Annotated in this window: 24 protein-coding genes; 20 read left to right on the forward strand and 4 right to left on the reverse strand. The window is 61.5% G+C overall.

The window, feature by feature from the left end; all coding sequences use genetic code 11:
* The first annotated feature begins 63 nt into the window (after positions 1 to 63).
* The 3 genes from AC0R79_RS14280 (at position 64) to AC0R79_RS14290 (ending at position 2158) form a co-directional block, all read left to right on the forward strand.
* Positions 64 to 957, forward strand: coding sequence for a DMT family transporter (locus tag AC0R79_RS14280; protein WP_179695191.1), 894 nt, complete (start codon positions 64 to 66; stop codon positions 955 to 957).
* Positions 958 to 1103: 146 nt separating this feature from the next.
* Entirely contained in the window at positions 1104 to 1460 is a 357-nt protein-coding gene (locus AC0R79_RS14285) for a hypothetical protein (RefSeq protein WP_474734994.1), read from the forward strand.
* A gap of 47 nt (positions 1461 to 1507) precedes the next feature.
* Positions 1508 to 2158 (forward strand): hypothetical protein, encoded by a 651-nt coding sequence (locus tag AC0R79_RS14290; protein ID WP_474734996.1) that lies wholly within the window; start codon positions 1508 to 1510, stop codon positions 2156 to 2158.
* Between the two features lie 56 nt (positions 2159 to 2214).
* On the opposite strand, the gene AC0R79_RS14295 is transcribed toward AC0R79_RS14290, so the two are convergent.
* The gene (locus AC0R79_RS14295; protein ID WP_474734998.1) at positions 2215 to 3252 is read right to left on the reverse strand and encodes an FUSC family protein; all 1038 of its coding nucleotides are present in this window, start codon (positions 3250 to 3252) and stop codon (positions 2215 to 2217) included.
* Between the two features lie 49 nt (positions 3253 to 3301).
* Positions 3302 to 4927, reverse strand: coding sequence for an NADP-dependent glyceraldehyde-3-phosphate dehydrogenase (locus AC0R79_RS14300; RefSeq protein WP_474734999.1), 1626 nt, complete (start codon positions 4925 to 4927; stop codon positions 3302 to 3304).
* Between the two features lie 353 nt (positions 4928 to 5280).
* On the opposite strand from AC0R79_RS14300, the gene AC0R79_RS14305 reads away from it, so the two are divergent.
* The 15 genes from AC0R79_RS14305 to AC0R79_RS14375 all read left to right on the forward strand — a co-directional run bounded on the left by AC0R79_RS14305 (position 5281) and on the right by AC0R79_RS14375 (position 20030).
* A complete protein-coding gene (locus tag AC0R79_RS14305) occupies positions 5281 to 5634 on the forward strand; it encodes a c-type cytochrome (RefSeq protein ID WP_474735000.1) in 354 nt (117 codons plus the stop codon).
* Positions 5635 to 5710: 76 nt separating this feature from the next.
* Positions 5711 to 7039: a D-arabinono-1,4-lactone oxidase gene (locus tag AC0R79_RS14310; protein ID WP_474735112.1), complete on the forward strand. Its 1329-nt coding sequence runs from the start codon at positions 5711 to 5713 to the stop codon at positions 7037 to 7039.
* Positions 7040 to 7113: 74 nt separating this feature from the next.
* The gene (locus AC0R79_RS14315) at positions 7114 to 8322 is read left to right on the forward strand and encodes a DSD1 family PLP-dependent enzyme (protein WP_375748023.1); all 1209 of its coding nucleotides are present in this window, start codon (positions 7114 to 7116) and stop codon (positions 8320 to 8322) included.
* A gap of 271 nt (positions 8323 to 8593) precedes the next feature.
* The gene (locus tag AC0R79_RS14320) at positions 8594 to 9220 is read left to right on the forward strand and encodes a transposase (protein WP_074690888.1); all 627 of its coding nucleotides are present in this window, start codon (positions 8594 to 8596) and stop codon (positions 9218 to 9220) included.
* Positions 9221 to 9275: 55 nt separating this feature from the next.
* Positions 9276 to 10871, forward strand: a complete 1596-nt coding sequence (locus tag AC0R79_RS14325) for a ShlB/FhaC/HecB family hemolysin secretion/activation protein (protein WP_129973658.1) — start codon at positions 9276 to 9278, stop codon at positions 10869 to 10871.
* 14 nt (positions 10872 to 10885) lie between these two features.
* The gene (locus tag AC0R79_RS14330; protein WP_474735001.1) at positions 10886 to 12685 is read left to right on the forward strand and encodes a DUF2341 domain-containing protein; all 1800 of its coding nucleotides are present in this window, start codon (positions 10886 to 10888) and stop codon (positions 12683 to 12685) included.
* Between the two features lie 11 nt (positions 12686 to 12696).
* Complete coding sequence (locus AC0R79_RS14335) at positions 12697 to 13122, forward strand: ExbD/TolR family protein (protein WP_007955109.1); 426 nt, start codon at positions 12697 to 12699, stop codon at positions 13120 to 13122.
* Between the two features lie 3 nt (positions 13123 to 13125).
* Positions 13126 to 13830, forward strand: coding sequence for an energy transducer TonB family protein (locus AC0R79_RS14340; protein WP_474735002.1), 705 nt, complete (start codon positions 13126 to 13128; stop codon positions 13828 to 13830).
* Positions 13831 to 13869: 39 nt separating this feature from the next.
* Positions 13870 to 15567, forward strand: a complete 1698-nt coding sequence (locus AC0R79_RS14345; protein WP_474735004.1) for a putative porin — start codon at positions 13870 to 13872, stop codon at positions 15565 to 15567.
* Positions 15568 to 15584: 17 nt separating this feature from the next.
* The gene (locus AC0R79_RS14350; protein WP_375746999.1) at positions 15585 to 16214 is read left to right on the forward strand and encodes a DNA repair protein; all 630 of its coding nucleotides are present in this window, start codon (positions 15585 to 15587) and stop codon (positions 16212 to 16214) included.
* Positions 16215 to 16243: 29 nt separating this feature from the next.
* Complete coding sequence (locus tag AC0R79_RS14355) at positions 16244 to 16711, forward strand: YbjN domain-containing protein (protein ID WP_221533818.1); 468 nt, start codon at positions 16244 to 16246, stop codon at positions 16709 to 16711.
* Positions 16708 to 17655: a peptidylprolyl isomerase gene (locus AC0R79_RS14360; RefSeq protein WP_474735006.1), complete on the forward strand. Its 948-nt coding sequence runs from the start codon at positions 16708 to 16710 to the stop codon at positions 17653 to 17655. Before AC0R79_RS14355 ends, AC0R79_RS14360 begins: the two co-directional genes overlap by 4 nt.
* Positions 17656 to 17694: 39 nt before the next feature.
* Entirely contained in the window at positions 17695 to 18672 is a 978-nt protein-coding gene (locus tag AC0R79_RS14365) for a LysR family transcriptional regulator (RefSeq protein WP_474735008.1), read from the forward strand.
* A gap of 241 nt (positions 18673 to 18913) precedes the next feature.
* Positions 18914 to 19423: a GNAT family N-acetyltransferase gene (locus tag AC0R79_RS14370; protein WP_474735009.1), complete on the forward strand. Its 510-nt coding sequence runs from the start codon at positions 18914 to 18916 to the stop codon at positions 19421 to 19423.
* A 115-nt stretch (positions 19424 to 19538) separates the two neighbouring features.
* Complete coding sequence (locus AC0R79_RS14375; RefSeq protein WP_197868243.1) at positions 19539 to 20030, forward strand: hypothetical protein; 492 nt, start codon at positions 19539 to 19541, stop codon at positions 20028 to 20030.
* A gap of 160 nt (positions 20031 to 20190) precedes the next feature.
* Here the strand turns inward: AC0R79_RS14375 and AC0R79_RS14380 are convergent, their stop codons facing one another.
* Together AC0R79_RS14380 and ccoN are read right to left on the reverse strand one after the other, a co-directional pair.
* Positions 20191 to 20412 (reverse strand): cbb3-type cytochrome c oxidase subunit 3, encoded by a 222-nt coding sequence (locus AC0R79_RS14380; RefSeq protein WP_474735011.1) that lies wholly within the window; start codon positions 20410 to 20412, stop codon positions 20191 to 20193.
* Positions 20413 to 20427: 15 nt separating this feature from the next.
* Positions 20428 to 21855: a cytochrome-c oxidase, cbb3-type subunit I gene (gene ccoN / locus AC0R79_RS14385; RefSeq protein WP_236188686.1), complete on the reverse strand. Its 1428-nt coding sequence runs from the start codon at positions 21853 to 21855 to the stop codon at positions 20428 to 20430.
* Between the two features lie 329 nt (positions 21856 to 22184).
* Between ccoN and AC0R79_RS14390 the strand changes: the two genes are divergently transcribed.
* Positions 22185 to 23858: a nitrite/sulfite reductase gene (locus tag AC0R79_RS14390; protein ID WP_474735013.1), complete on the forward strand. Its 1674-nt coding sequence runs from the start codon at positions 22185 to 22187 to the stop codon at positions 23856 to 23858.
* On the forward strand, positions 23855 to 24334 hold the full coding sequence (locus AC0R79_RS14395) for a DUF934 domain-containing protein (protein ID WP_474735015.1): 480 nt from the start codon (positions 23855 to 23857) through the stop codon (positions 24332 to 24334). Before AC0R79_RS14390 ends, AC0R79_RS14395 begins: the two co-directional genes overlap by 4 nt.
* Positions 24335 to 24364: the final 30 nt, after the last annotated feature.

Raw genomic sequence — 24364 nt, forward strand, 5'->3', positions numbered from 1 at the left:
TTTGCGCTGGAGAAGCCCCGGTCGCGCTTGGCATACTTTTGCCACACATTAAGGAGATTGATGATGGACAAAACAATCCGTCGCGGCTCATTTGAGATGACCGCCGCCATGTTGATATCCGGGACCATCGGCTGGTTTGTGCTGGTGTCCGGGCAACCGGTGCTGGACGTGGTGTTCTGGCGCTGCGTGTTCGGCGCCGGGACCTTGCTGCTGATCTGCGCCGCTTTCGGCTTCCTGCGTCCGGGCATCCTGACCCGCACCACGTTTCTGCTGGCGGTGCTCAGCGGTGTAGCGATTGTGGGCAACTGGGTGCTGCTGTTCGCCTCCTACTCACGGGCCTCGATCGCCATCGGCACGGCGGTGTACAACGTGCAGCCGTTCATGTTGGTGGGGTTGGCGGCGCTGTTTCTGGGCGAGAAGATCACCCTGCAGAAGCTGTTCTGGCTGGCGATTTCTTTCATGGGAATGCTGGCCATCGTCAGTGCCCACGGCGGGCAGGGCGAGGGCGGCAATGATTACCTGACGGGGATCGCGCTGGCGCTGGGGGCGGCGTTTCTTTACGCCATCGCCGCGTTGATCATCAAGCGCCTGACCGGCACGCCACCGCATCTGATTGCGCTGATCCAGGTCTGCACCGGGGTGTTGCTGCTCGCGCCATTCGCGCATTTTTCAGCGATGCCCGAGGCACCGAGTGCCTGGGCCAGTCTGGTGACGCTGGGCATCGTCCACACCGGTCTGATGTACGTGCTGCTCTACGGCGCGATCCAGAAATTGCCGACCGCATTGACCGGCGCTCTCTCGTTCATCTACCCGATTGCGGCGATTTTCGTCGACTGGTTTGCCTTCGGCCACCAACTGCAAACCCTGCAATGGATCGGCGTGGCGGCGATTTTGTTGGCTGCTGCGGGTATGCAACAGGGTTGGGGCCTGAAGGCGCGGCGCTTGGCGGCGCAGTAATCCTGATGTTTTCGGTCGGGCAGGGGAGTTGATAAGCACAGCCCTGGACGACCACCGCAATTATTTATAAACGATGATTTCAAGTTGCAGTGGCGCTGTGATATCAGCAGACTCAGTCTGTGTGAATCCTCATTATGGAAAGCATCATGGCAAAGACTGCTGTTGCAATCGATTTGGTGTACGCGGACAACGAGCGAGAAACCTTTCGTGTCCATGCGATTTTGCGGGATGGCCGACTTCACTCTCCCGAAATGTATGGGCATCTTAGGGAATGGTCTCATGACGGAGCATTGGCAATTTACCCCGGCATCCTAACCGACGAAACAGGCGAGAATCTCCTGTACACAGGGGAGTGGGGTCATGGTGACTCCAGCCAGGTTACTTTCAGATTCCCTAATCATCCATTGTCGATTGGACAGGAAGTCATTCGAACAGATACAGATTCTGGAGTTGAGACCGCATACGTCTATCGAGTGGTGAGTATTACCAATCTGCTCGATTGAAAACCTTGGAAAATCAGATCCGTGAATCAAAGGAATGACAGTCAATTATGAAATCGGAATCTTCAATAGCATGGCGGAATCTAAACCAAGCAATTGAGGCCGTCGCTGCCGCCCGGCCTGCCGACATGACAGCGGCTGCCGCCAATTTGCTACAGGCACGGACTTCCTATGAACAATCCACGGCCGTATTGCCTGATCCGCCGCTGGACACCTCTTCGATGTCCATCTGGGATCGGATCAAGGTGAAATTGCAAAATACTCAGCAACGCCTTAACAGGTGGGAAAACACATGGAAGAAAGCCCTGCTGAGGAAAACGTTCGGGTTGGCGATACTGATTCTTTTATTCGGATATACGTTAACAGTCGTGTTCGGTTTCGGTGTTTCCATGGGTTATATGGTGACAGCTTACGGTCTGCTGCTGGTGAGTCTGAGCTTGCTGGCACCCTACAAATTCCTACAGGATCTGACGACTTTTATCGGTGTGTGCCTGGTCGGCTGGTGGTACATCAACTCCCTGCCGGGAGTATTTAACCCTGTTAAGAACGTCATGCTCGACACTGCACCGGAGCACTCGGGTTATTACGCCGCTATCAAGATCAAGGAAGGCAAACAAGCGTGTCTATTCACTACTGATTCGGCAACGCTAATCTGTGAGGTGCAGGTGGTTGCTGTACCTCAGGCGATTGTTACGGAGTAACTAACTTCGCGTCGTCAGTCACAATCGCTGTCGCACAAATGTACTGATGGCCTTGATCAGATGTTCCAGCGCGGCGCAGTCTTCGCCAGGCGCTGGCGCATCTCGCCGACGTTGGCCGCCAGTTGCCGGGTCAACAAACGGTAGCCGTCCAACGGGCTGTAGACCGGCGTGTCGAGGCTGGCGTCCGGCAATTCCACCGGACGCCCCAATCGACCGGACGCACCGGTTTTCAACGCCCGGGCCATGCCGATCAATTGCACGCGAATATGCCGGTGCTCAGCCTTGAGCGCCGCTTGCAGGTGCGCCATGGCGTCGGGGTCGTTGGCGTCCGGGCGGATATTGCCGAGGATTTCCAGGGTGCTGATGCACATGCGCAGGTTGCGCTGGATCGCGTCCAGTTCGGTCATCGACACTTTGACTTCCTTGGACACCGACGGCATCAGCGAACGCAATTGCACCATCGCCGCGTTCAGCCGGTTCATCAACTTCAAGTGTTCGTCGGCGTTCACCGGTTGGCCGCCGATGATCCTTCCGTACACCGTGGCGCAATCGCGCAGCGCGTCGGCCAGGTTGTAGCGCCACGAGTACACCGCGTACAGCGGCAAGGCGAAGGAAAAGGCCAGGGCCAGGGCGATACCGATCAGGATATCGACCCCGCGCCACAGCCCGTCGGTGATCGGGTTGTCGCCATGCCCGGCGACAATGAAAACGGTGATGGCCGAGAGCAGGGCGGTGTAGCCGCCCTTGCCGATGGCGTGATACGAGAAAAATCCGCACACCACCGCCATCGCAAAATAAGTCAGCCACGGCATGCCCAGCCACGCTTGCTGCGCCACTATCAACAAACCGACGCCGGCGCCGATCAAGGTGCCGGTAGCGCGTTCGGCGGCTTTCTTGCCGATGTTGCCGTGATGTTGCAAACCGCCGATCACCACCAGCATGGTCACCGACGCCCATTCGCCGTGGGGCAGATTGATGCCGGTGGTCAGCAGGATCGTCGCCAGCAACCCCAACGCCACCCGCACCGCGTGAATCGTGCGTGCATGGCGATAACGTCGATACGGGTCGAGCAACGGCCGCAGGATCCGCCGCAACAGCGGCGGCCAGCGGTGGGGGCTGAAAGTGCTCAGCTCTGATTCCTCCTCAGAAGATGTAGTCGGTGGCGATGAAGTTCGAATCGCGTCCGCGAATGATCTCGCTGATCAGATCCTTGTTGGGTTCCTGGAACTTGGTCGCTACCAGCGTACGGATCGAAAACACCCGCAGCGCATCGTGTACCGACAGCGTGCCTTCGGCGGAGTTCTTGCGCCCGTTGAACGGGTAAGTGTCCGGACCGCGCTGGCACTGGGCGTTGAGGTTGATCCGCCCGACCTGGTTGGCGAAGGTGTCGACCAGTCGGCCGACCGCCACCGGGTTGGTGCCGAAGATGCTCAGTTGCTGGCCGAAGTCCGACTCCAGCACATAATCGATCACGGTATCGAGATGACGGTACGGCACAATCGGCACCACCGGGCCGAACTGCTCTTCCTGATACACGCGCATCTGCGGCGTCACCGGGTACAGCACCGCCGGGTAGAAGAACGAGGCCCGCGCTTCGCCGCCATTCGGGTTGACCACCTGGGCGCCTTTGCTCTGCGCGTCAGCCACCAGCCCGTGCAGATAATCGACCTTGCCCGACTCCGGCAGCGGCGTCAGCGAAACCCCGCTGTCCCACGGCATGCCTGGTTTGAGGCTGGCCAGTTTGGCGTTGAATTTCTCGATGAAACTGTCCACCACATCTTCATGCACGAACAGGATTTTCAACGCGGTGCAGCGCTGGCCGTTGAACGACAGCGAACCTGTAACCGCTTCATTGACCGCATTGTCCAGGTCGACTTCCGGCAGGATGATGCCGGGGTTCTTCGCATCCAGACCCAGCGCGGCACGCAAGCGGTGTGGTTTCGGGTGCAGTTTCTTCAGGTCGCTGGCGGCCTTGTTGGTGCCGATGAACGCGAAGATGTCGATCTTGCCGCTGGCCATCAGCGCACTGACGGTCTCGCGGCCGCTGCCGTAGATCACGTTGATCACGCCGGTCGGGAAGCTGTCGCGGAAGGCTTCAAGCAAAGGACGGATCAGCAGCACGCCGAGCTTGGCCGGCTTGAACACCACGGTGTTGCCCATGATCAGCGCCGGAATCAACGTGGTGAACGTCTCGTTCAACGGATAGTTGTAAGGCCCCATGCACAGCGCCACGCCGAGCGGGACGCGGCGGATCTGGCCGAGTGTGTCCTGTTCCAGCTCGAAACGGCTGGAGCGGCGGTCGAGTTCTTTCAGCGCATTGATGGTGTCGACGATGTAGTCGCAGGTGCGGTCGAACTCTTTTTCCGAGTCCTTGAGGTTCTTGCCGATTTCCCACATCAGCAGTTTCACCACGGCGTCGCGCTGCTGGCGCATGCGCCCAAGGAAGGCTTCGACGTGCTGGATGCGTTCGGCCACGCGCATGGTCGGCCACAGGCCCTGGCCCCGGTCGTAGGCGCGCACGGCGGCGTCGAGAGCGGTGAGGGCGGTATCGGCGTCCAGCAGCGGCGTGCTGCCGAGGATCACTTGTTCATCGCCGTTGTCGCCGTGCAGGTAGACCGGACTGCGCACGGTGGCGAGCGGGCCGTCCCAGCGGCGCAACTCGCCATCGACCAGGTATTCGCGTTGCTCGACCTGACCGTCGAGGCGGTATTTTTCCGGGATGTCGCTGACAGAAGGGAACAGGTTGCCAAGGATGTTTGCTGTGGTCATGTCGCTACCCCGTGTTGATGTCCGCATGCAGATCAAAAAGTCTCAACAGGTTATACGCCTGAATGCGCGGAAATTTAAACCCGCAAATGTCACGCGAATGTCACGCGAAACCGCACAGCAGAGCGGGCATCCACACATGATCGTTCCCACGCTCTGCGTGGGAATGCCTCAAGGGACGCTCCGCGTTCCAAGCGGACGCAGAGCGTCCAAGGCTGCATTCCCACGCGGAGCGTGGGAACGATCGTCTTCAGATAATGGGCTGGCCCCGTTTGCCCCCCTCAATGTCCCGCAATGCCCTCAACCCGCCGACCCGCCTGCCTTAAGGTGTGACCACAACAATAAGCGAGGCCGTTATGCGGGCAATCCGACTCACATTATTACTGGCGTTGGCCATGACGCTGCCTGGCTGCGGCGAAGACCCCAAACCCCCGGCCAGCACCAATAACTCCATTCCCAAAGACCCGGCGCTGGCGCAGATCTACTCCAACAGCTGCCAGCTCTGCCACGCCAACCCCGCCGCGAATGCGCCGCTCACCGGTGACCGCAAGGCCTGGGAGCCGCGCATCCAGCAGGGCGCCGACACGCTGCTCGACCACGCCATCAATGGCTACAACGGCATGCCGCCGATGGGCCAGTGCGTCGAGTGCTCGGAAGAACAATTCCTTCAGTTGATCGGCTTCATGGCCGACCAGCCGCTCCCACAATAAGGATCCTGGCATGCCGATAGATCTGACACGCCGGCAGTTGTTGCACCGGGCAAGCATCGTCGGCGCGTTCAGCGCGCTGGCTTCCAATCCGGCGCTGGGCCAGTTGATGCGCGCACCGCGACTGATTCCCTGGCGCAACTGGTCGGGCGGGCAGAGTTGCCTGCCGGCGGCGCGGGTGGCGCCGAAGAATCTGGATGAACTGACGACGATCATTCAGCAGGCCCCCGGCAAGATTCGCCCGGTCGGCTCGGCGCATTCCTTCAGCGCGCTGGTGCCCACCGACGGCACGTTGCTGTCGCTGAGCTACTTCAACGGTCTGCTCGACCACGACCCGAAAACCCTGCAAGCCGAATTCGCCGCCGGTACACCAATGTCGCGCATGGGCACGCCGCTCAAAGACATCGGCCAGGCCCTGCAGAACATGGCCGACATCGATTACCAGACCCTCGCCGGGGCCATTTCCACCTCGACCCACGGCACCGGAAAAACCTTTCAGTCTTACTCGGCCCATGTCTGCGGGATCCAGCTGGTGACCGCCAGCGGCGAAGTGCTGGATTGCGATAGCGAGCGTCATCCCGAGGTATTCAACGCCGCCCGGGTGTCACTCGGCGCACTCGGCGTGGCCACCAAAATCCGCCTGCAAAACCGCCCGGCCTATCGCCTGCGAGAAACCCAGTGGATCGCCAAGACCGAAGAGCTGCTCGAAGACCTGGACAAGAACACCCGCGAAAACCAGCACTGGGAAATGCTCGTTGTCACCCATTCCGACTACGCCTTGTCGATCGCCCTCAACGAAACCACCGATCCGCCCACGCCGCCGATCCCGCCCGAAGAGGAGGGCGGCAACGAGTTCGTGACCCTGATCGAAAAGATCGACAAGTACGGCAGCGATTTCCCGAACCTGCGCAGTTCGCTGCTCAACAGCCTGCGACATCTGGCGAGTTTCGATGACCGGGTCGGCGACTCGTTCGACATCTACGCCAACGTGCGCACCGTGCGCTTCAATGAAATGGAATATTCGGTGCCCGCCGAACACGGCCCGGCCTGTCTGCGCGAGATTCTCAAGCAGATCCGCGACAAGGACCTGCGCACCTGGTTTCCCATCGAGTACCGCTATGTGAAGGCCGACGACATTCCGCTGAGCATGTTCGAAGGCCGCGACAGCTGCTCGATCTCGGTCCACCAGCATTACCAGATGGACCATCACAACTTTTTCGCCGCCGTCGAGCCGATCTTCTGGAAGTACAACGGCCGCCCGCACTGGGGCAAGTTGCACACGCTGAATGCCCGCACGTTGCAAACGCTCTATCCACGCTGGCAGGAATTCATTCAGGTACGCCAGGCGCTGGATCCGAGCGGCAAGTTTCTCAACGGGCATCTGTCGTCGATTCTGGGGGTGAGCTGATGGCGGTCAATCGACGTAATTTCGTGCTCGGGACGTTGGGTATCGGCGCTTTGCTGGTGGGTGTTGGCGCATGTCTGCGGCCGGGGGATCGCGGCGGGCCTTACAGCGAATATTTCCGGGCGCTGAACAACGAGCTCAAGACCAAAGGCCCGATGCGCCCGGTGTTGCTGATCGATCTGGATCGCTTGGATCACAACATCGACGTGGTGATGCGCTCGGTCAAACGTGCGGGCAAGCAGTTACGGCTGGTGGAGAAATCCCTGCCGTCACCAGGCCTGCTCAGCTACATCGGCCAAAGGGCAGGGACGCAGCGACTGATGTCGTTTCATCAGCCGTTTCTCAATCACGATGCACAGGTTTACCCGCAGTCCGACATTCTGCTCGGCAAGCCGTTGCCGGTGCGCTCCGCCGAGATTTTCTACCAGACCCACAAAGGCCCGTTCGACCCGACGAAGCAACTGCAATGGCTGATCGACAACCCCGAACGCTTGCAGCAATACCTCGCACTGGCCCAGGGCTTGGGCACGCGGATGCGGATCAACATCGAGCTGGATGTCGGCCTGCACCGGGGCGGCGTCAGCGATTTGAACGTGCTCGGGCAGATGCTCGCGCTGATCGCCGCCAACCCGCAGCACCTGGAGTTCGCCGGGTTCATGGGCTACGACCCGTTCGTGGGCATGGGCGTGCCGGGGATTCTCGGTTCGCCCGAAGAACTGTTCGCCAAGGTGATGGTGATTTATCAGCGCTGCGTCGACTTCACCCGGCAGCAATATCCGGCGCTGTGGCATGACGGCTTGTGCCTGAACACCGCCGGTAGTCCGAGTTATCGCATGCATGAAAACGAGCACCTGAGCAGTGAAGTATCGGTGGGGACGGCGATGCTCAAGCCGACTCATTACGACTTGCCGTCACTGGTTGAACACGAGCCTGCCACGTACATCGCCACGCCAGTCTTGAAAAGCACCGGGGCGGTGAACATTCCGGCGCTGGATGACAAGTCGAAGCTGTTTTCGTGGTGGGACACCAACCAGCGGCAGACCTTTTTCATCTACGGCGGCAACTGGATGGCCGAGTTCGAATCACCGCCCGGATTGCAGAGCAATGGGGTTTACGGCCGTAGCTCGAATCAGGAGATGGTCAACGGTTCGAATGCCGTGGGGCTGACGGTGGAGGATCAAGTCTTTCTGCGGCCGACCCAGACCGAAGCCGTCCTTCTGCAATTCGGCGATTTGCTGGCGGTGCGTGGCGGCAAGATCGTTGATACCTGGCCGGTTTATTCCTGACCAAAAACAACCCCCATTCCCTGTGGGAGCGAGCTCGCTCGCGAAGGCGTCCTGTCAGTCACCCTTTACTCGGCTGACACACCGCTTTCGCGAGCAAGCTCGCTCCCACAGGTTTTTGTGGTGCCCGATCAATCTCACTCCAATTCTGTAATGAAGCTTTTATGACAAAAGTTCGGTAGCACATCGCCAGTCCGGTCATGCCTATGTAACGCGCTTGAGGGGCCCTTTGGGCGCTTTTCACAAGCCGAGGCGGGACGCCGGGAGTGAGGCAATGGGGACTATGGAACGCTACTCGAAAGTGGGCATGCAGGAACTCGATCAACGCCTGTCGAAGATCGTCGAAGCCGCGCGCAAGAAGCCGGTTTCGGTGTATCGCTACGGCGCGCCGTGGGTCTGGATCGTGTCGCAGGATGACTGGCAGGGCGCCTTGAAAGAGGTCTCCAGCTACATTCCGCCGGGTCATTCGCTGGTGCTGCTGCGCCCGCAGATCGATGACCTGCTCGACGCCCACCGCGACCTCCTGCACGACCTCAATGCCCAACCCGGCATGCTGATCGCCCCGCAGACGGTCATGCACATTCTGCTGCTGCAACTGCTGTATTCGGTGCCCAGCGAGCAGCAGCTCTACGAACAGCTCAACTACAACCTGCTGTTCCGCTGGTTCGTTGGCCTGGGTCTGAACCAGAAAGTCTGGAGCTTCAACGTCCTCAGTCGCGACATCGCCACGCTGCTCAACGAGCCGCGTGCGGTGCAGCTCATCCAGAAAATCATCGGTGAAGTGTTCTGCGGCGCGCTGCTGCAAATGCCCGAGTTCTCGCTGAACTTCGCGCTGCTGCACACCTGGCTGGGCAAGCACACCGGGGCCTGCACTTCAGCAATCAAGAACGCCAGTAACTGACGCACACGCAAGGCGCATGAGCGCCAACAGGTCATCGCGAATTTCAGGGGGTAGTGTGGAGCAGATTTTCACGTCACGGCTGGCGCTGTGGGGCTGGCTGCTGGTGACGGCCGGCGCGCAGCCGGCGTTCGCCGATGAAGCCGAAAATGCAGCGGCGCAGCGTCTGGTGGACGTCAACGAATACTTCGTGCGCGGCAACACCGTGCTCGACGCGCGGGCCATCGAAGAAGCGGTGTACCCGTTCCTCGGACCGCAAAAAGCCTTGAGCGACATCGAAGGTGCGCGGGATGCCTTGCAGAAGGCCTATCAGGAACGCGGCTATCAATCGGTGTTCGTCGAACTGCCGGAGCAAGCGGTGGCTGACGGTATCGTCTACCTGCAAGTCAGTGAAACCAAGGTCGGCCGGGTCCGCGTGGTCGGCGCCAAACACTATTCGCCGTTGGACATTCGCGACAACGTCCCGGCGCTGAAAGAAGGCGAGGTGCCGGACTTCGCCAAGGTCCAGGGCGAACTGGCGCAACTCAACAAGACCCCGGGCCGGCAGGTGATGCCGCTGGTGCGCGAAGGCCAGCGCCCCGGCACCATGGACGTGGACTTGCAGGTCGAAGACCAGAACCCGTGGACCGCCAGCGTGGGTCTGAACAACGACTACAGCGCCGACACCGAAAAACTGCGCACCGTCACCAGCCTCGGCTACAACAACCTCTGGCAACTCGGCCACAGCGTCAACCTGACGTTCTTCACCGCGCCACAGGAAACCGACAACGCCAAGGTCTGGTCCGGTTCCTACACCGCGCCGCTGACCGAGCGCTGGAGCGTGCAGTTCTCCGGTTACCAGTCCGACAGCAACGTCGCCACCATCGGCGGCAGCAACGTGCTCGGCAAGGGCCATTCCTACGGCGTAGCGGCGATCTACACGATCCCGTCCAGCGGCAACTGGTCGAACTCGCTGTCGGCGGGCATCGACTTCAAGGACTTCGACGAGCGCCTGACCCTGTCCGGCGAGAGCGACAAGGTGCCGCTCAAATACGCGCCGTTCACCTTCGCCTACAACGGCTATCGCTACAGCGAAAAGAGCCAGCTCGGCCTCGGCCTGAGCCTGGTCGCGGCCACTCGCAGCATCTTCGGCTACGGCAGCTCCGACGAAGACTTCGACTACAAACGCTACCGCGCCAACCCGAGTTTCGCCGTGCTCAAGGGCGATACCAACTTCACCTGGACCTTCGACAGCGACTGGCAGAGCGCAAGCAAAGCCGCGTTCCAGCTGGCGTCCGGGCCACTGGTTTCCAACGAACAATTCTCCGCCGGCGGCGCCACTTCGGTGCGCGGTTATCTGGCCGCCGAACGCACCGCCGATGACGGCTTCCTGCTGAGCGAAGAGCTGCGCACACCGTCGCTGGCCAAGTACGTCGGCGGCTGGATGCAGGACTGGCGCTTCTACGCCTTCGCCGAAGGCGCGCAACTCTATCTGCGCGACGAGCTGCCGGACCAGGACGCCAATTACGCCCTGGCCAGCGTCGGCCTCGGCACCCGCGCCAGCCTGAGCAAATGGCTGTCCGGCAGCCTCGACTGGGGCTACCCGCTACTCGAAGGGCCGAACACCTCGAAACAGGAATCGCGCCTGCACTTCAACCTTCAGGCCACTTTCTAACAAGGAGCACTTCCATGCAGCGCCTTTTCCTTTCGTTGTTGATCTGCCTGGGCTTCGTGCTCCCGGCCACGGCTCAGGCCTGGTGGCAGGACGACTGGCATTACCGCAAACAGATCGCCGTCGACACCACGCCGCAAGGTGCCGCGATCAATCAGGCCCTGGGCCGCACCGCGCTGCTGGTGCGCCTGCACACCGGCAACTTCACCTTCGACGGCGTGAAAGAGGACGGCTCGGACCTGCGCTTCGTCGGCGCCGATGACAAGACTGTGCTCAACCACCAGATCGAAAGCTTCGACGCGCTGATGGGCATGGCGCTGATCTGGGTCGATGTACCGAATGTCGAGGGCGGTCAGCGTCAGGACATCTGGATGTATTACGGCAACCAGAAGGCGCCGGCGACCGGCAACGGCCAGCTGACGTTCGATCCGAATTACACCGCGCTCTATCACTTCGACGGCGCCACTGGCACCCCGGCCAAAGACACCACCGCTTACGGCAACACCGCGCAGAGCGCGACCGGCGCCGCCATTGATGGCGTAGTAGGGCGGGCTTTGCAGTTCAGCGGCCAGCCGTTGCTGCTGCCGGCCAGTCCGTCGTTGCAGCACAACGCCGGCAGCGCGTTCACCTTCAGTGCCTGGCTGCGACTGGATCAGGCCAATGGCGAACAAATGATCCTGGCCCGCCGCGAAGGCGCCAACAGCCTGCTGGTTGGTGTGAACCAGGGCGTGCCGTTTGTGGAAATCGACGGCCAGCGTGCCGTCGCTACGCAGCCACTGAATCCGGGTCAATGGCAGCACGTCGCACTAACCGCTGAAGGCGCGAAAGTGACGTTGTACATCAACGGTCGCGAAGGTGCAGCGCTCGCTCAAGCGATGCCGGCATTCAACTCGGTCATGGCCATCGGTGCCGATCTGCACGAAGGTCCTTTCCAACCGTTCGTGGGCGCTATCGATGAACTGCGCCTGTCGAAAGTCGCCCGCCCGGCGCCTCTGCTTTTGGCCGACGCCACCTCCCAGGGCGCCGAGTCGAAACTGGTGGCTTACGGCGTCGATGAAGAACAGTCCGGCTTCGGTTTCGGCAGCCTCGGCTTCCTGCTCAACGCCGTGCCGGTGGATGCCTGGGTGATCATCGCGGTGCTGGTGCTGATGATGTTCCAGTCGTGGATCATCATGCTGCGCAAGAACCGTACCCTCAGCCGCGTCACCGCCGCCAACGAAGACTTCCGCGTGCAGTTCGCCAAGGTCGGCACCCGCCTGGAAATGTTCGCCGACGACACCCAGCTCGCTCAGCGTTTGCAGCACTCGCCGCTGTGGCGCCTGTACCTGGTCGCCGTGAAAGAGATCCGCACCCGCCGCGAACAGGGCGCCGACACCTCGTCGGTTTCCGCCGCAACCATCGAAGCGATCCGCTGCTCCATGGACGGCGTGCGCACCCGTGAAAACCAGCAGCTCAGCTCGAAACTTTCGACCCTGTCCAACGCCATCGCCGGCGGCCCGTACATCGGCCTGCTCGGCACCGTGCTGGGGATCATGGTGGTGTTCCTCGGCACGGCCATGGCCGGCGACGTCAACATCAACGCCATCGCGCCGGGCATGGCGGCCGCATTGCTGGCCACGGCCATGGGCCTGTTCGTCGCGATCCCGGCGCTGTTTGGCTACAACCGCCTGATCACCCGCAACAAGGAAGTCAGCGCCGACATGCGTGTGTTCGTCGACGAGTTCATCACCCGTCTGGCGGAGATGCACGGCGAAGGTCAGTCCAGTGAAGCGGCGCATCAGCGCGGTCATCACGCCAACCACTCCGTACCGGCCTGAGGAGCACTGACATGGCGTCCGTAAATGCCTCCCACGACGATGACGAAGATGCCGCAGTGGACAGCATCAACATCACGCCCCTGGTGGACGTGCTGATGGTGGTGCTGGTGATGTTCATCCTCACCGCCACCGCGCAGGTCTCCGGGATCCAGATCAACCTGCCCAAGGCCAGCGCCGCGGTGTCGCTGTCCGAGGCCAAGACCAAGGCGATTTCGGTCAACGACGGCGGCCAGGTGTTCCTCGACGCCTACCCGGTGACGTTGCCGGAGCTGGAAGAACGCCTGCGCATCGAGAAGGCGCAGAACCCGGACTTCCCGGTGATCGTGCGCGGCGACGCCACGGTGCAGTACCAGAAGGTCATCGAAGTGCTGGATCTGCTGCGCCGGCTCGAACTGTCCCAGGTCGGTCTCGTTACCGGCAAACCGACGCAGGGCTGAGTGATGACTGCACAACTGCCAATCGAGCCTTTGCCGGTGAAGAAGTCGCCACTGCGTTACGCGAAGTGGGGCGCCGGGCTGCTGCTGGGCGCCGTCGCGGCATTCCTGTTGTGGCAGTGGGCCAACGACATGAGCGGCATCCGCCGGGAAGCGCCGAAGGTGCCGACGATCATTCCGTTGCCGCCACCGCCACCTCCGCCGCCGGAAAAACCGCCGGAGCCGGAAACCCCGGTCGAGGAAAAAATCGTCGAGCCCGAGCCGACACCCGAGCTACAAGAGGTCAAGCCTGAGGAAGAAGCACCGCCATCGCCAGCGGACGACCTGGCCAATCCGATGCAGATTGACGGCGACGCCCAGAGCGGCAGCGACGCGTTCAACATCGGCGCGGGCAAGGGCGGAGGCATGGCCGGTTCCGGCGGTGGGCGACTGGGCAACGGTACCTACAGCCAGTTCCTCGCCTTCACCTTCCAGAAGCTGCTGCGCGAGAACCCCGACCTGCGCAATCTCGCGTTTTCGCTGCAGGCCGATGTGTGGCTGAGCAGTGTCGGCGAGATCACCCGGGTCGAGCTGATCAAGTCCAGCGGCAACCCCGAGATCGATACGCAAGTGCTCGCTGCGCTGCGCAATGCGCCTGCTTTGAGCGAGCGGCCACCGGCCTCCATCACCTTGCCTGTGCGCATGTCCCTGCAAGGGCGGCGTCCGGGTTAACCGAATTCATAAAGCTGTATGAAAAGGAGTTGTGTGCAGATGATTTCCAACGTGAATCGATTGTCCCTGGCGGTCGGCATGGTCATCGCGACCCTGGTCGGTCAGGCCGCGGCAGCGCCTGCGCCCTCGGAGAACGCCACGATCAATCTGATCCGCTTGCTGGTCGAGCAGGGCATTCTGAAACAGGACAAGGCCGACGCACTGATCGCCCAGGCCCAGAGCGAAGCGGCCCAGGCCAAGCAGGCTGCGGCATCCACCGCTGTGGCGGCCGGGCCGGTCGCAGCACCGGGCGATGTGCGGGTGCAATACGTGCCGGCCGCAGTGCGCGACCAGATCCGCGATCAGGTCAAGGCCGAAGTCATGGCCACCGCCAAACAGGAAAACTGGGCTGCGCCCAATACGTTCCCGGACTGGGCGTCGCGCATCAGCTTCGACGGCGACATCCGTCTGCGTGACGAGTCGCGCTACTACTCGGGCAGCAACAGCAACGAAATCGTCGACTTTGCCAAGCTCAACAACAACGGCCCGTACGACGTGAACCCCAACAGCAGCACCGCGTTGCCGCCGTTGCTCAACACCCGTGAAGACCGCGAAAACCTGTTCCGCCTGCGCGCCCGGCTGGGCATGAAAGCAGTGATCTCGCCGGAATGGACCGCCGGCATCCGCATCGGCACCGGCTCGGACAACAACCCGGTGTCGACCACCCAGAACCTCGGCGGCGGCTTCTCGAAAAAGGACATCTGGCTCGATCAGGGTTACCTGACCTGGAAGCCGTCGGATGAACTGACCCTGACCGGTGGCCGCTTCGCCAACCCGTTCATGTCCACCGACATGCTGTATTCCAACGACCTGAACTTCGACGGTGTGGCGGCGATTTTCGACCACAAGCTCAGTCGCGACTGGGGCGTGTTCGGCACCGTCGGCGCGTTCCCGGTGGACTACACCAACGACACCACCACCAGCAACGGCTTCGACAAGGAAGAAAGCGACAACAAATGGCTGTACGGCGCGCAGATCGGCGCCAAATGGGCGATCAACAGCAACAACCGCCTGAAAGGTGCATTGGCTTACTACCGCTTCGACGACATCGAAGGCCAGCGCTCCAGTCCTTGCGAACCGTGGGCCGGCGCACCGGGCTGCGACAGCGACGGCACCCGCGCGGCGTTCATGCAGAAGGGCAACAGCGTGTTCCTGCTGCGTGACATCACGCCGAACCCGCTCAACCCAACCACCACGCCGCAACCGCAATTCGTTGGCCTGGCGTCCGAGTTCAACCTGCTCGACCTCAACGTGGTGTGGGACGCCGACCTGCCGGAAGACTTCAAACTGCACAGCCAGGGCAACTACATCCACAACCTCGGCTACGACGAAGGCGACATGCGTAAGCGTTCGGCCGGTCAACTCGTCAACAACCTCGACAGCAACGGCAACATCGAAAGTGGCGCCAATGCGTGGATGGTCCAGTTCACCCTCGGCAATGCGCTGGAGCTTAAGAAGCAGGGCGACTGGAACCTGTTCGCCGGCTACAAGTACATCCAGCCGGATGCCTTGCCGGACGGCTTCAACGACTCGTCGTTCCACCTCGGCGGCACCAACGCCAAGGGCTACTTCCTGGGCGGCAATTACGGTCTGGCGAAGAACGTCTACGCCACCGGCCGCTGGCTGAGTTCGGAGGCGGTGTATGGCGCGCCGTTCGACATCGACGTCATGCAGCTTGAGATCAACACGCGCTTCTAAAGCGCCGGGAGAGGGTTATGAAAATCCGCTTTTTATGGCTTGGGCTCGGGATGTTGATCGCCACCGGGGCGAGCGCCGAAGGCATGGAAGAACGCCTGCGCACCCAGTTGCGCAGCACCACCCAGCAGCTGCAAACCCTGCAAAGTCAGCAGGCCCAGGCCAGCGCCGCGCAACTGGCGGCGCAGAACGAAGCCAAGGCTGCGCAGGCGCAGATCAAACAATTGACCGCCGAACTGGCCAAGGCCAAAGGCCTCGCCGAGCAGATCGCGGGGCAGCAGCAAGCCCTGCACAGCCAGGCCCAGGCGCAAGTCGCGGCCAGCAACGAGCAGACCGGCAAATTCAAGAAAGCCTATGACGAGTTGTTGGTCATGGCCCGTGCCAAAGAGGCAGAACGGTCTAAGCTTCAAGCGCAATTGACTGAACGTGACACACAAGTGCAGCAATGTTCGGTCAAGAATCAGCAGATGTACGGCGTGGCCAAGCAGATTCTCACCGCCTACGAAAACATCGATGTGGCCGAGGTGATGAAGATCCGCCAGCCCTTCGCCGGCAGTGCCCGGGTCAAGTTCGATGAACTGGCTCAGGGCTTCGGCGATGAACTGTACAAGACTCAATTCGATGCGCCGCAAGCCGCGATCGCGCACTGATTAAAAGACTCATGGACAAGGAAGAAGTAATGACTCAATTGATCTCCCACGTATCCCCGCAATCCCTGACCGAAGTGCTGCAAGCCGCCGGTTACCGCGTCAACCAGACCGAACAGAACGGCATCGTCCAGTTGCTCAGCGCCAGCCAGGGCATCGGTTATGCCGTGCGTTTCGGCAACCCGGCGGTGGCGGAGCAGGGCAGCTACGTCGACTTCACCTTCAGCTGCGCCTTGCGCGTGCAGGGTGAGTTGCCGGCGGGTGTGGCCGAGCAGTGGAACGCGACACGCCGGTTTGCCCGGTTGTCGTTGCAGGGCGAGTTTCTGGTGATGGAAATGGACGTGGTGGTGGCCGCTGGCGTCAGCAGCGATTACCTGCGCGGCAACCTGGAACTGTGGGATCGCCTGTTGCAGGAGTTCATCGTTTACCTGCGTGATTTCACCCAGAACGCTGCTGCCGCCCAGGCTCCAAAGGTTGAGCAAGAGGAAGTCGCGCTGTGACGAAACCTGCCATGGTAATCAGCGCCGCTGCGGTGGCGCTGTTGGTGGTGGCCGTGGCGCTGGTGGTGCGGCCGGGCAATGACCCGGTCGCCGCCCAGCAACCGGCGCCGGTGATTGCGGCGAACAGTGGGCCTGCGGTGGCGCGGTTGGGCAATCAGCAGGTTTCACCGGAGGAATTGCAGGCGCTGCTGGCGGCTGTTCCACCGCAAACCCGCGAGCAACTGCGCGGTAATCGTGAGGCGCTGGAGCGCTGGATTCGTTCACGCCTGGCCGAAAAAGCCGTGCTGGAACAGGCTGATGCTCAAGGCTGGGCGCAGCGCCCAGACGTGGTACGGCAGACCCGCGCCGCCACCGAACAGATCGTGTTTCGCGACTATTTGCAGTCGGTGAGCCAGGTGCCGGCGGATTATCCGAGCGCTGCCGAATTGCAGCAGGCGTATGACGCGGGCAAGGCCAACTGGCAGACGCCGGCGCTGTATCGGGTCAGCCAGATTTTCCTCGGGGTGAATGAGCCGCAGAATCTTGAGGCTGTGCGCAAGCAGGCGGCGGAGTTGAGCAAGAAAGCCCAGGCAGCGTCGGGGGACTTTGCTGCGCTGGCCAAGGAGTTTTCCCAGGATCGCCTCACCGCTGAACGTGGCGGCGACACAGGGTTGCAGCCGTTGCAGCAACTGGTGCCGGAAGTACGTGGCGCCGTGGCACGGCTCAAGGTTGGTGCGGTTTCTGATCCTGTTCAAAGCAGCGCCGGCTTCCACGTGATCAAGCTCACCGAACAGCAACCGGCCCGCACCGCAACACTCGACGAATTGCGCGATCAACTGACCCAGGCCTTGCGGGCACAGCGTCAGGAGCAGATCGCCCAGGCGTACCTGGACGGCATGCTCAACACCGCGACGCTGAGCATCGACGGGGCCGAGCTCAACAAGGTGCTGGAGACCAAACCTTAAGCGCTGCACACCAAAACAAAGATCGACAGGGAGTCATCGATGTCATTCACCGAACCCGCAGCACGACAGAGCAGCGCCGATTTCCGCTGGGCCCGGGACAAGGAAGAACCCTGGTTGGCGCAAGCCGCGACCATCGATGGCGACGTCGCCCAATACTTTCTGGTCAGCGCCCGTTGCGGCTGCTTCATGCAGGCCGCCCGCAGCCTCAACGTGCGCTCGACCCTGCTGCGCAAACAACTGGCGCAGCTCGAACAGCAACTGCAATGCGCGCTGTTCAGCTTTCAGGGCAGTGCGCTCAGCCTGACCCGCGAAGGCCAGCAATTGCAGGCGCAACTGATCGCCCTGGCTCACGAGCGCAAACTGCCGGTGATCGAGCAACCGCTGATTAGGTTGGCCGTCGCCGAATCGATCCTGCACGACATCCTCGGCCGCGACCTCATCGCACTGCTGCGCCGCAACGCCAGCGTGCGGCTCGAGATCATCGCCCTCGACAGCGAACTGGCCCTGCGCGCCGTCAGTGCCGACATCGTGCTGTGGCTTGCACACGGCGACACCCCGCATCCCGGCCCGACCTTCGCCACCAGCGAACCGCAACGCCTGGCGCAACTGGAATATCAGCCACATATCGCCAAACGTTACTCCCGCGTGACTGCTCGACCGGAAAGCCCGGACGACCTCGCCGACTTCATGCTGGTGCAATGGCAGCATGATCGGCAGATCGACAGCTTCCGGCCGTGGAATGAGCTGGTCGAACAGCGGTTGGCCGGGGTGGTGCAGATGCAGTCCTATGAGCTGATGCTGGAGATGATTCGTTGCAGCGCGTGCATTGGCTTGCTGCCGATGTACATGAGCCGGTTTGATCGCGGATTGGTGGCGTTGCCGGGGTTGTTTGAGGAAGCGATGCGGTTGCAGGCGTGGTTGGCGGTGAACAGTGAATCGCAGGCGGTCGGGGAGGTGCAGACCTTGGTTGAGTTGATTCAGCGCACGTTCAATGAGCGACAGGAGTGGTTCGAGTAATTTTTCTTAGATCGTTCCCACGTCGAGGCGTCGAACCGTCCGCGTGGGAATGCCTCAAGGGACGCTCCGCGTTCCAGCTCCGAAAGGGACGCGGAGCGTCCCGGGCTGCATTCCCACGCAGAGCGTGGGAACAATCAGCCAATCAGGCTAAGGGGATGTATAGGCTTTAAACAGTCATGGCGAATCCGTGAAGAAGCGGTTTACAGTGACCGGCCACGCACTGATCCAGGAGGGATCTTTCATGCCTGAGCACAACCCCGCCATTCACCTCGAACGCTTCAGCGAGTCCCACGTCGAGGGCATTACCGCGCTCTATAACGACCCGGCCGTGACCCGGCAGGTGTTGCAGATGCCGTTTCAGACCACCGAGGTCTGGCGCAAACGCCTGGCGCCGGACAACGAGCGGGTGGTGCAACTGGTGGCGCTGCATCAGGGGGTGGTGATTGGCAATCTGGGGCTGGAGCAGTTCTCGCGGATTCGCCGCAGTCACGCCGGCAGTGTCGGCATGGCCGTCGCGGTGGCGTGGCAGGGCAAGGGTGTCGGTTCGAAGCTGTTGGCCGCGGCGCTGGACATCGCCGACAACTGGATGAACCTGCACCGGGTCGAACTGAGCGTGTACGCCGACAACGAGGCCGCCATCGGGCTCTACCGCAAGTTCGGCTTCGAAACCGAAGGCCTGTTCCGCGACTACGCGGTGCGTGACGGGCAATGGGTCAACACCCTGAGCATGGCGCGGCTGCGCAAACGCTGACCTTTTGTCCGTCAATGGCCGACGAGGCGACCGTGCAGGCAAATGACTTGCACGGTCGTCATCGGCATCTGCCATGCTCGGAGTCCGCAGCACCGCTCCTTGAAGGAACACAGCAATGGACGACGTACAGCAACTGGGCGAAATGCTTCGCCACTATGCCGATAGCGAAGCGCACAAGAAGCAATTGTTCGAGACGCAATCGGCGACCTGGGCTACACGGATTACCGAGTTGTTCGGGCAGATTCAGCAATGGCTGGAACCGGTGCAGGCGCCGGGGTTGCTAGAGGTGAGTCGCGAGGCTTATGTGGCGTTCGGGCCGAGCACCCCGGTTGAGACCTCGACCTTCAAGACTGAAAAACTGAGCATCGTGATTGCCGGCAAACCGGTGGAGTTTGTGCCGGACGTGATGGGCAGTGGCGGGCAGATTTCACTGGCGGTGATGGGGCTGACGGCGGCGCGTTACGGGAGTGTTTCGTTGGTGGGGTTGCCCAATGGTGATTGGCAGTGGCGTAAGACCAATGGGTTGAAGGATCCGGATACCTTTGCCTTCGATGCGAATTTTCTCGCGCAGCAATTGCAGAGCCTCATCCCTCGCGACCGCACCTAAGATCAAAAGCCAACCCTAGCTGATCGTTCCCACGCTCTGCGTGGGAATGCCTAAAAGGACGCTCTGCGTTCCAGCTTTGGAAGGGACGCGGAGCGTCCCGGGCTGCATTCCCACGCGGACGGTTCGACGCCTCGACGTGGGAACGATCAACGGAAGTAGCTCACATTTCGAGGTTGACCCACCCCGGCTTCGCCACCTCCGGCGCCACCGCTTTCACGGTCTTACCGGTGGCCATCTCAACCCGCCGCGCCACCTCCGGATCATCCGCAAACGGCGTCAGACTCGCCTCATCCAGGCTCTCCGTCGTCTCGTGCCGCAAGCAGTACTCCACCGCCAGCCACAGAAACACCACACCCAACACATTCAAGAAAACATCGAACATGACCGGCTCCCTTTATCAGGCGATCTGCGCTTCACGGTGGGCGAGTGCAACGTCGGCAACCCGCACCGTGCGCCACACGTTATAGGCCATCAACAGCATGCCGCTGAGGAAGAACACCCCGCCGGCAAACCGCACGACAAACCCCGGATGACTGGCCTGCAGCGCCTCGACGAACGAATAAGTCAGCGTGCCGTCCTCGTTGATCGCCCGCCACATCAGGCCCTGGGTAATCCCGTTGACCCACATCGAAGCGATGTACAACACCGTGCCAATGGTCGCCAGCCAGAAGTGCAGGTTGATCAGCGGCGTGCTGTGCATCCGCTCGCGGCCAAAGACCTTGGGCACCATGTGATAGGTCGCGCCGAAGGTGATCATTGCCACCCAGCCTAGGGCGCCGGCGTGTACGTGGCCGATGGTCCAGTCGGTGTAGTGGGAGAGGGCGTTCACGGTCTTGATCGCCATCATCGGGCCTTCGAAGGTCGACATGCCGTAGAACGCCAACGACAGAACGAGGAAACGCAGGATCGGGTCGGTGCGCAACTGATGCCAAGCGCCGGACAGGGTCATCATCCCGTTGATCATCCCGCCCCAGCTCGGTGCCAGCAGGATCAGCGACATCGCCATGCCCAGCGACTGCGCCCAGTCCGGCAGCGCGGTGTAGTGCAAGTGGTGCGGGCCGGCCCAGATGTACAGGGTGATCAGCGCCCAGAAGTGAACGATCGACAACCGGTACGAATACACCGGTCGATTCACTTGCTTGGGCACAAAGTAATACATCATCCCGAGGAACCCGGTGGTCAGGAAAAAGCCCACCGCGTTGTGCCCGTACCACCACTGCACCATGGCGTCGGTGGCGCCGGAGTACACCGGATAGGACTTGAACCAGTCCACCGGAATCGACAGGTGATTGACCACGTGCAGCATGGCGATCACCAGAATGAACGCGCCGAAGAACCAGTTGCCGACGTAGATGTGTTTGGTCTTGCGCTGCACCACGGTGGTGAAAAACACCACGGCGTACGCGACCCAGACCACTGCCATCCACACCGCACCGGAGAATTCGATCTCGGCGTATTCCTTGGTGGTGGTGTAGCCCATCGGCAGGGTGACCAGCATGATCACGATCACCGATTGCCAGCCCCAGAAGGTGAACGCTGCGAGCTTGTCCGAGTACAGCCGCACCTGGCAGGTACGCTGCACGGCGTAGTAACTGGCGGCGAATTGCGCGCTGCCGGCGAAACCGAAAATCACCAGGCTGGTGTGCAACGGTCGCAAGCGGCCGAAGGTGGTCCACGGCAAGTCCAGATTCATGTCCGGCCATACCAGTTGCGAGGCGATCCATACCCCCATCGCCATGCCCACGACACCCCAGAAAACAGTCGCGATGACGAATTGGCGGACGACCTTGTAGTTATAAGCCTGTCCGATTGTTGCTGTGCTCATGGTCAGTTCATCCACGGTTGCAAAGTCTTGCCAGGCCACCCGGTCTGGCACGAGCTGCACTGTAGAAACCCCTCCGGAAACAAAACAGGCTCAGGAATTGTTCATTTATGCGGATCAGATCAAAGCGCTGCCTGCGGCCATCTGCCGCGCCCTGATACGGTTTTTATGCGATCAGGTGAATCTGTTGTGCACTGCGCCGTTCGTCCATAGTCAGGGAAAATACTGTGGGAACGGGCGAACCCGAGATAGCGCCAGGCGCGAACTGGCGCTATCTCCGGTTCGCCCGTTCCCACAGGAATTCATGTAATCCCTGATGAGGTAGTAGGCCGATGTATCAGTACGATGATTACGACCGGGCGCTGGTGTTCGAGCGCGTTGCGCAGTTTCGCGATCAGGTCGAGCGCTTCATGGCCGGGGAGTTGAGCGAAGACGAGTTCCTGCCGCTGCGCCTGCAGAACGGCCTGTACATGCAAAAGCACGCTTACATGCTGCGGGTGGCGATTCCCTACGGCACTTTGAGCGCCGAGCAGATGCGCACACTGGCGAGCATTGCCAGTGACTACGACCGTGGTTACGGCCACTTCACCACCCGGCAGAACATGCAGTTCAACTGGATCGAACTGCACGAAGTGCCGGACATTCTCGAATGTCTTGCGCAGGTCAACATGCATGCGATCCAGACCTCGGGCAACTGCGTGCGCAACATCACCACCGAAGCCTTCGCCGGGGTCGCGGCGGACGAGTTGATCGACCCGCGTCCGCTGGCGGAAATCTTGCGGCAATGGTCGACGATCAACCCGGAATTCCTGTTCCTGCCGCGCAAGTTCAAAATCGCCATCTGCTCGGCGAAGCAGGATCGCGCGGCAATCATGATGCACGACATCGGCCTGTACCTTTACCCCGGCCGCGACGGGCAGATGCTGCTGCGGGTGATCGTCGGCGGCGGTCTGGGGCGCACGCCGATCCTTGGATTGCAGATCCGCGATGGCCTGCCGTGGCAGCATTTGCTGTCCTACGTCGAGGCGGTGCTGCGGGTCTACAACCGCCACGGTCGCCGGGACAACAAGTACAAGGCGCGGATCAAGATTCTGGTCAAGGCGCTGGGCATCGAGGCGTTCGCCAAAGAGGTCGAAGAGGAATGGCAACACCTCAAGGACGGCCCGGCGCAACTGACCGAAGATGAATTCCAGCGGGTCGCCAGTGCCTTTGTGCCGCCGAGCTACCGCACGCTGGCGGGCACCGATCTGGATTTCGGCACGCACCTGGCCGACAACCCGGCGTTCGCCCGTTGGGTCGCGCGCAACGTGCAACCGCACAAGGTGCCGGGCTACACCAGCGTGGTGCTGTCGACCAAGCCGGGTCTGGCCTCGCCGCCGGGGGACGTTACCAATGCGCAGATGCAGGCCGTGGCTGACTGGTCCGAGCGCTTCGGTTTCGGTGAAATCCGCATCGCCCACGAGCAGAACATCGTCCTGCCGGACGTGCCCAAGTCCGAGCTGTTCGCGCTGTGGCAACTGGCGAAAGAGCAGGGCCTGGGCGCCGCCAACGTCGGCCTGTTGACCGACATCATCGCCTGCCCCGGCGGTGATTTCTGTGCGCTGGCCAACGCCAAGTCGATCCCGATTGCCCAGGCGATTCAGGCGCGTTTCGACAACCTCGATTACCTGCATGATCTGGGCGACATCAGCCTGAACATCTCCGGCTGCATGAACGCCTGCGGCCATCACCACATCGGCAACATCGGGATTCTCGGCGTCGATAAGAACGGCAGCGAGTGGTACCAGATCACCCTCGGTGGCGCGCAAGGCAAGAACAGCGCACTGGGCAAGGTCATCGGCCCATCGTTCAGCGCCGCCGAAGTGCCGCAGGTGATTGAGCGGATCATCGGCACTTTCGTGCGTTATCGCGAAGCTGAAGAACTGTTCGTCGACACCGTGGCGCGCATTGGGCTGGAGCCGTTCAAGGAACGGGTTTATCCGAAAGCGCTGGAGGTGCCGGCATGAACAATCTGCTGAGAATGGAGGAGAGCGGGGCGCGGATCGTGCTGGATGATCCGTGGACGCTGATTCGCTCACCTGAAACAGAGCCCAGCGCCGGGATGTTGATTCTGCCGCTGGCCCACTGGCTCGAATCACCCTCGACCCATGCGGTCTGGCTGGGACCGGACGACGGCGTCGAAAGCCTGCTGCCATGGCTGGCCTCGCTGCCCCTGATCGCTCTCGACTTCCCGAGCTTTCGCGACGGCCGCGCCTACAGCCAGGCCTATCTGCTGCGCAGCCGTTTCGGCTGGAAAGGCGAGTTGCGCGCCATCGGCGATGTATTGCGCGACCAGCTCAGCCACATGCGCCAGTGCGGTTTCGACAGCTTCGCGGTGCGCGAAGACAAATCCGCCGAGGATGCGCTCAAGGGCCTGGCCGGGATGAGCGTGTTGTACGGGCGCTCGGTGATCGAGCCACGACCGTTGTTCCGGCGCAGGTGATGCAGGGGAAACCCTTAGAACCCTGATGAA

The sequence above is a fragment of the Pseudomonas sp. HD57-3 genome (assembly GCF_056113135.1).

Bases quoted from the DNA above. Each gene is read 5' to 3' on its own strand.
- AC0R79_RS14280 (WP_179695191.1), top strand. From the start codon at position 64: ATGGACAAAACAATCCGTCGCGGCTCATTTGAGATGACCGCCGCCATG.
- AC0R79_RS14285 (WP_474734994.1), top strand. From the start codon at position 1,104: ATGGCAAAGACTGCTGTTGCAATCGATTTGGTGTACGCGGACAACGAG.
- AC0R79_RS14290 (WP_474734996.1), top strand. From the start codon at position 1,508: ATGAAATCGGAATCTTCAATAGCATGGCGGAATCTAAACCAAGCAATT.
- AC0R79_RS14300 (WP_474734999.1), bottom strand. From the start codon at position 4,927: ATGACCACAGCAAACATCCTTGGCAACCTGTTCCCTTCTGTCAGCGAC.
- AC0R79_RS14305 (WP_474735000.1), top strand. From the start codon at position 5,281: ATGCGGGCAATCCGACTCACATTATTACTGGCGTTGGCCATGACGCTG.
- AC0R79_RS14320 (WP_074690888.1), top strand. From the start codon at position 8,594: ATGGGGACTATGGAACGCTACTCGAAAGTGGGCATGCAGGAACTCGAT.
- AC0R79_RS14330 (WP_474735001.1), top strand. From the start codon at position 10,886: ATGCAGCGCCTTTTCCTTTCGTTGTTGATCTGCCTGGGCTTCGTGCTC.
- AC0R79_RS14335 (WP_007955109.1), top strand. From the start codon at position 12,697: ATGGCGTCCGTAAATGCCTCCCACGACGATGACGAAGATGCCGCAGTG.
- AC0R79_RS14340 (WP_474735002.1), top strand. From the start codon at position 13,126: ATGACTGCACAACTGCCAATCGAGCCTTTGCCGGTGAAGAAGTCGCCA.
- AC0R79_RS14345 (WP_474735004.1), top strand. From the start codon at position 13,870: ATGATTTCCAACGTGAATCGATTGTCCCTGGCGGTCGGCATGGTCATC.
- AC0R79_RS14350 (WP_375746999.1), top strand. From the start codon at position 15,585: ATGAAAATCCGCTTTTTATGGCTTGGGCTCGGGATGTTGATCGCCACC.
- AC0R79_RS14355 (WP_221533818.1), top strand. From the start codon at position 16,244: ATGACTCAATTGATCTCCCACGTATCCCCGCAATCCCTGACCGAAGTG.
- AC0R79_RS14365 (WP_474735008.1), top strand. From the start codon at position 17,695: ATGTCATTCACCGAACCCGCAGCACGACAGAGCAGCGCCGATTTCCGC.
- AC0R79_RS14370 (WP_474735009.1), top strand. From the start codon at position 18,914: ATGCCTGAGCACAACCCCGCCATTCACCTCGAACGCTTCAGCGAGTCC.
- AC0R79_RS14375 (WP_197868243.1), top strand. From the start codon at position 19,539: ATGGACGACGTACAGCAACTGGGCGAAATGCTTCGCCACTATGCCGAT.
- AC0R79_RS14380 (WP_474735011.1), bottom strand. From the start codon at position 20,412: ATGTTCGATGTTTTCTTGAATGTGTTGGGTGTGGTGTTTCTGTGGCTG.
- ccoN (WP_236188686.1), bottom strand. From the start codon at position 21,855: ATGAGCACAGCAACAATCGGACAGGCTTATAACTACAAGGTCGTCCGC.
- AC0R79_RS14390 (WP_474735013.1), top strand. From the start codon at position 22,185: ATGTATCAGTACGATGATTACGACCGGGCGCTGGTGTTCGAGCGCGTT.
- AC0R79_RS14395 (WP_474735015.1), top strand. From the start codon at position 23,855: ATGAACAATCTGCTGAGAATGGAGGAGAGCGGGGCGCGGATCGTGCTG.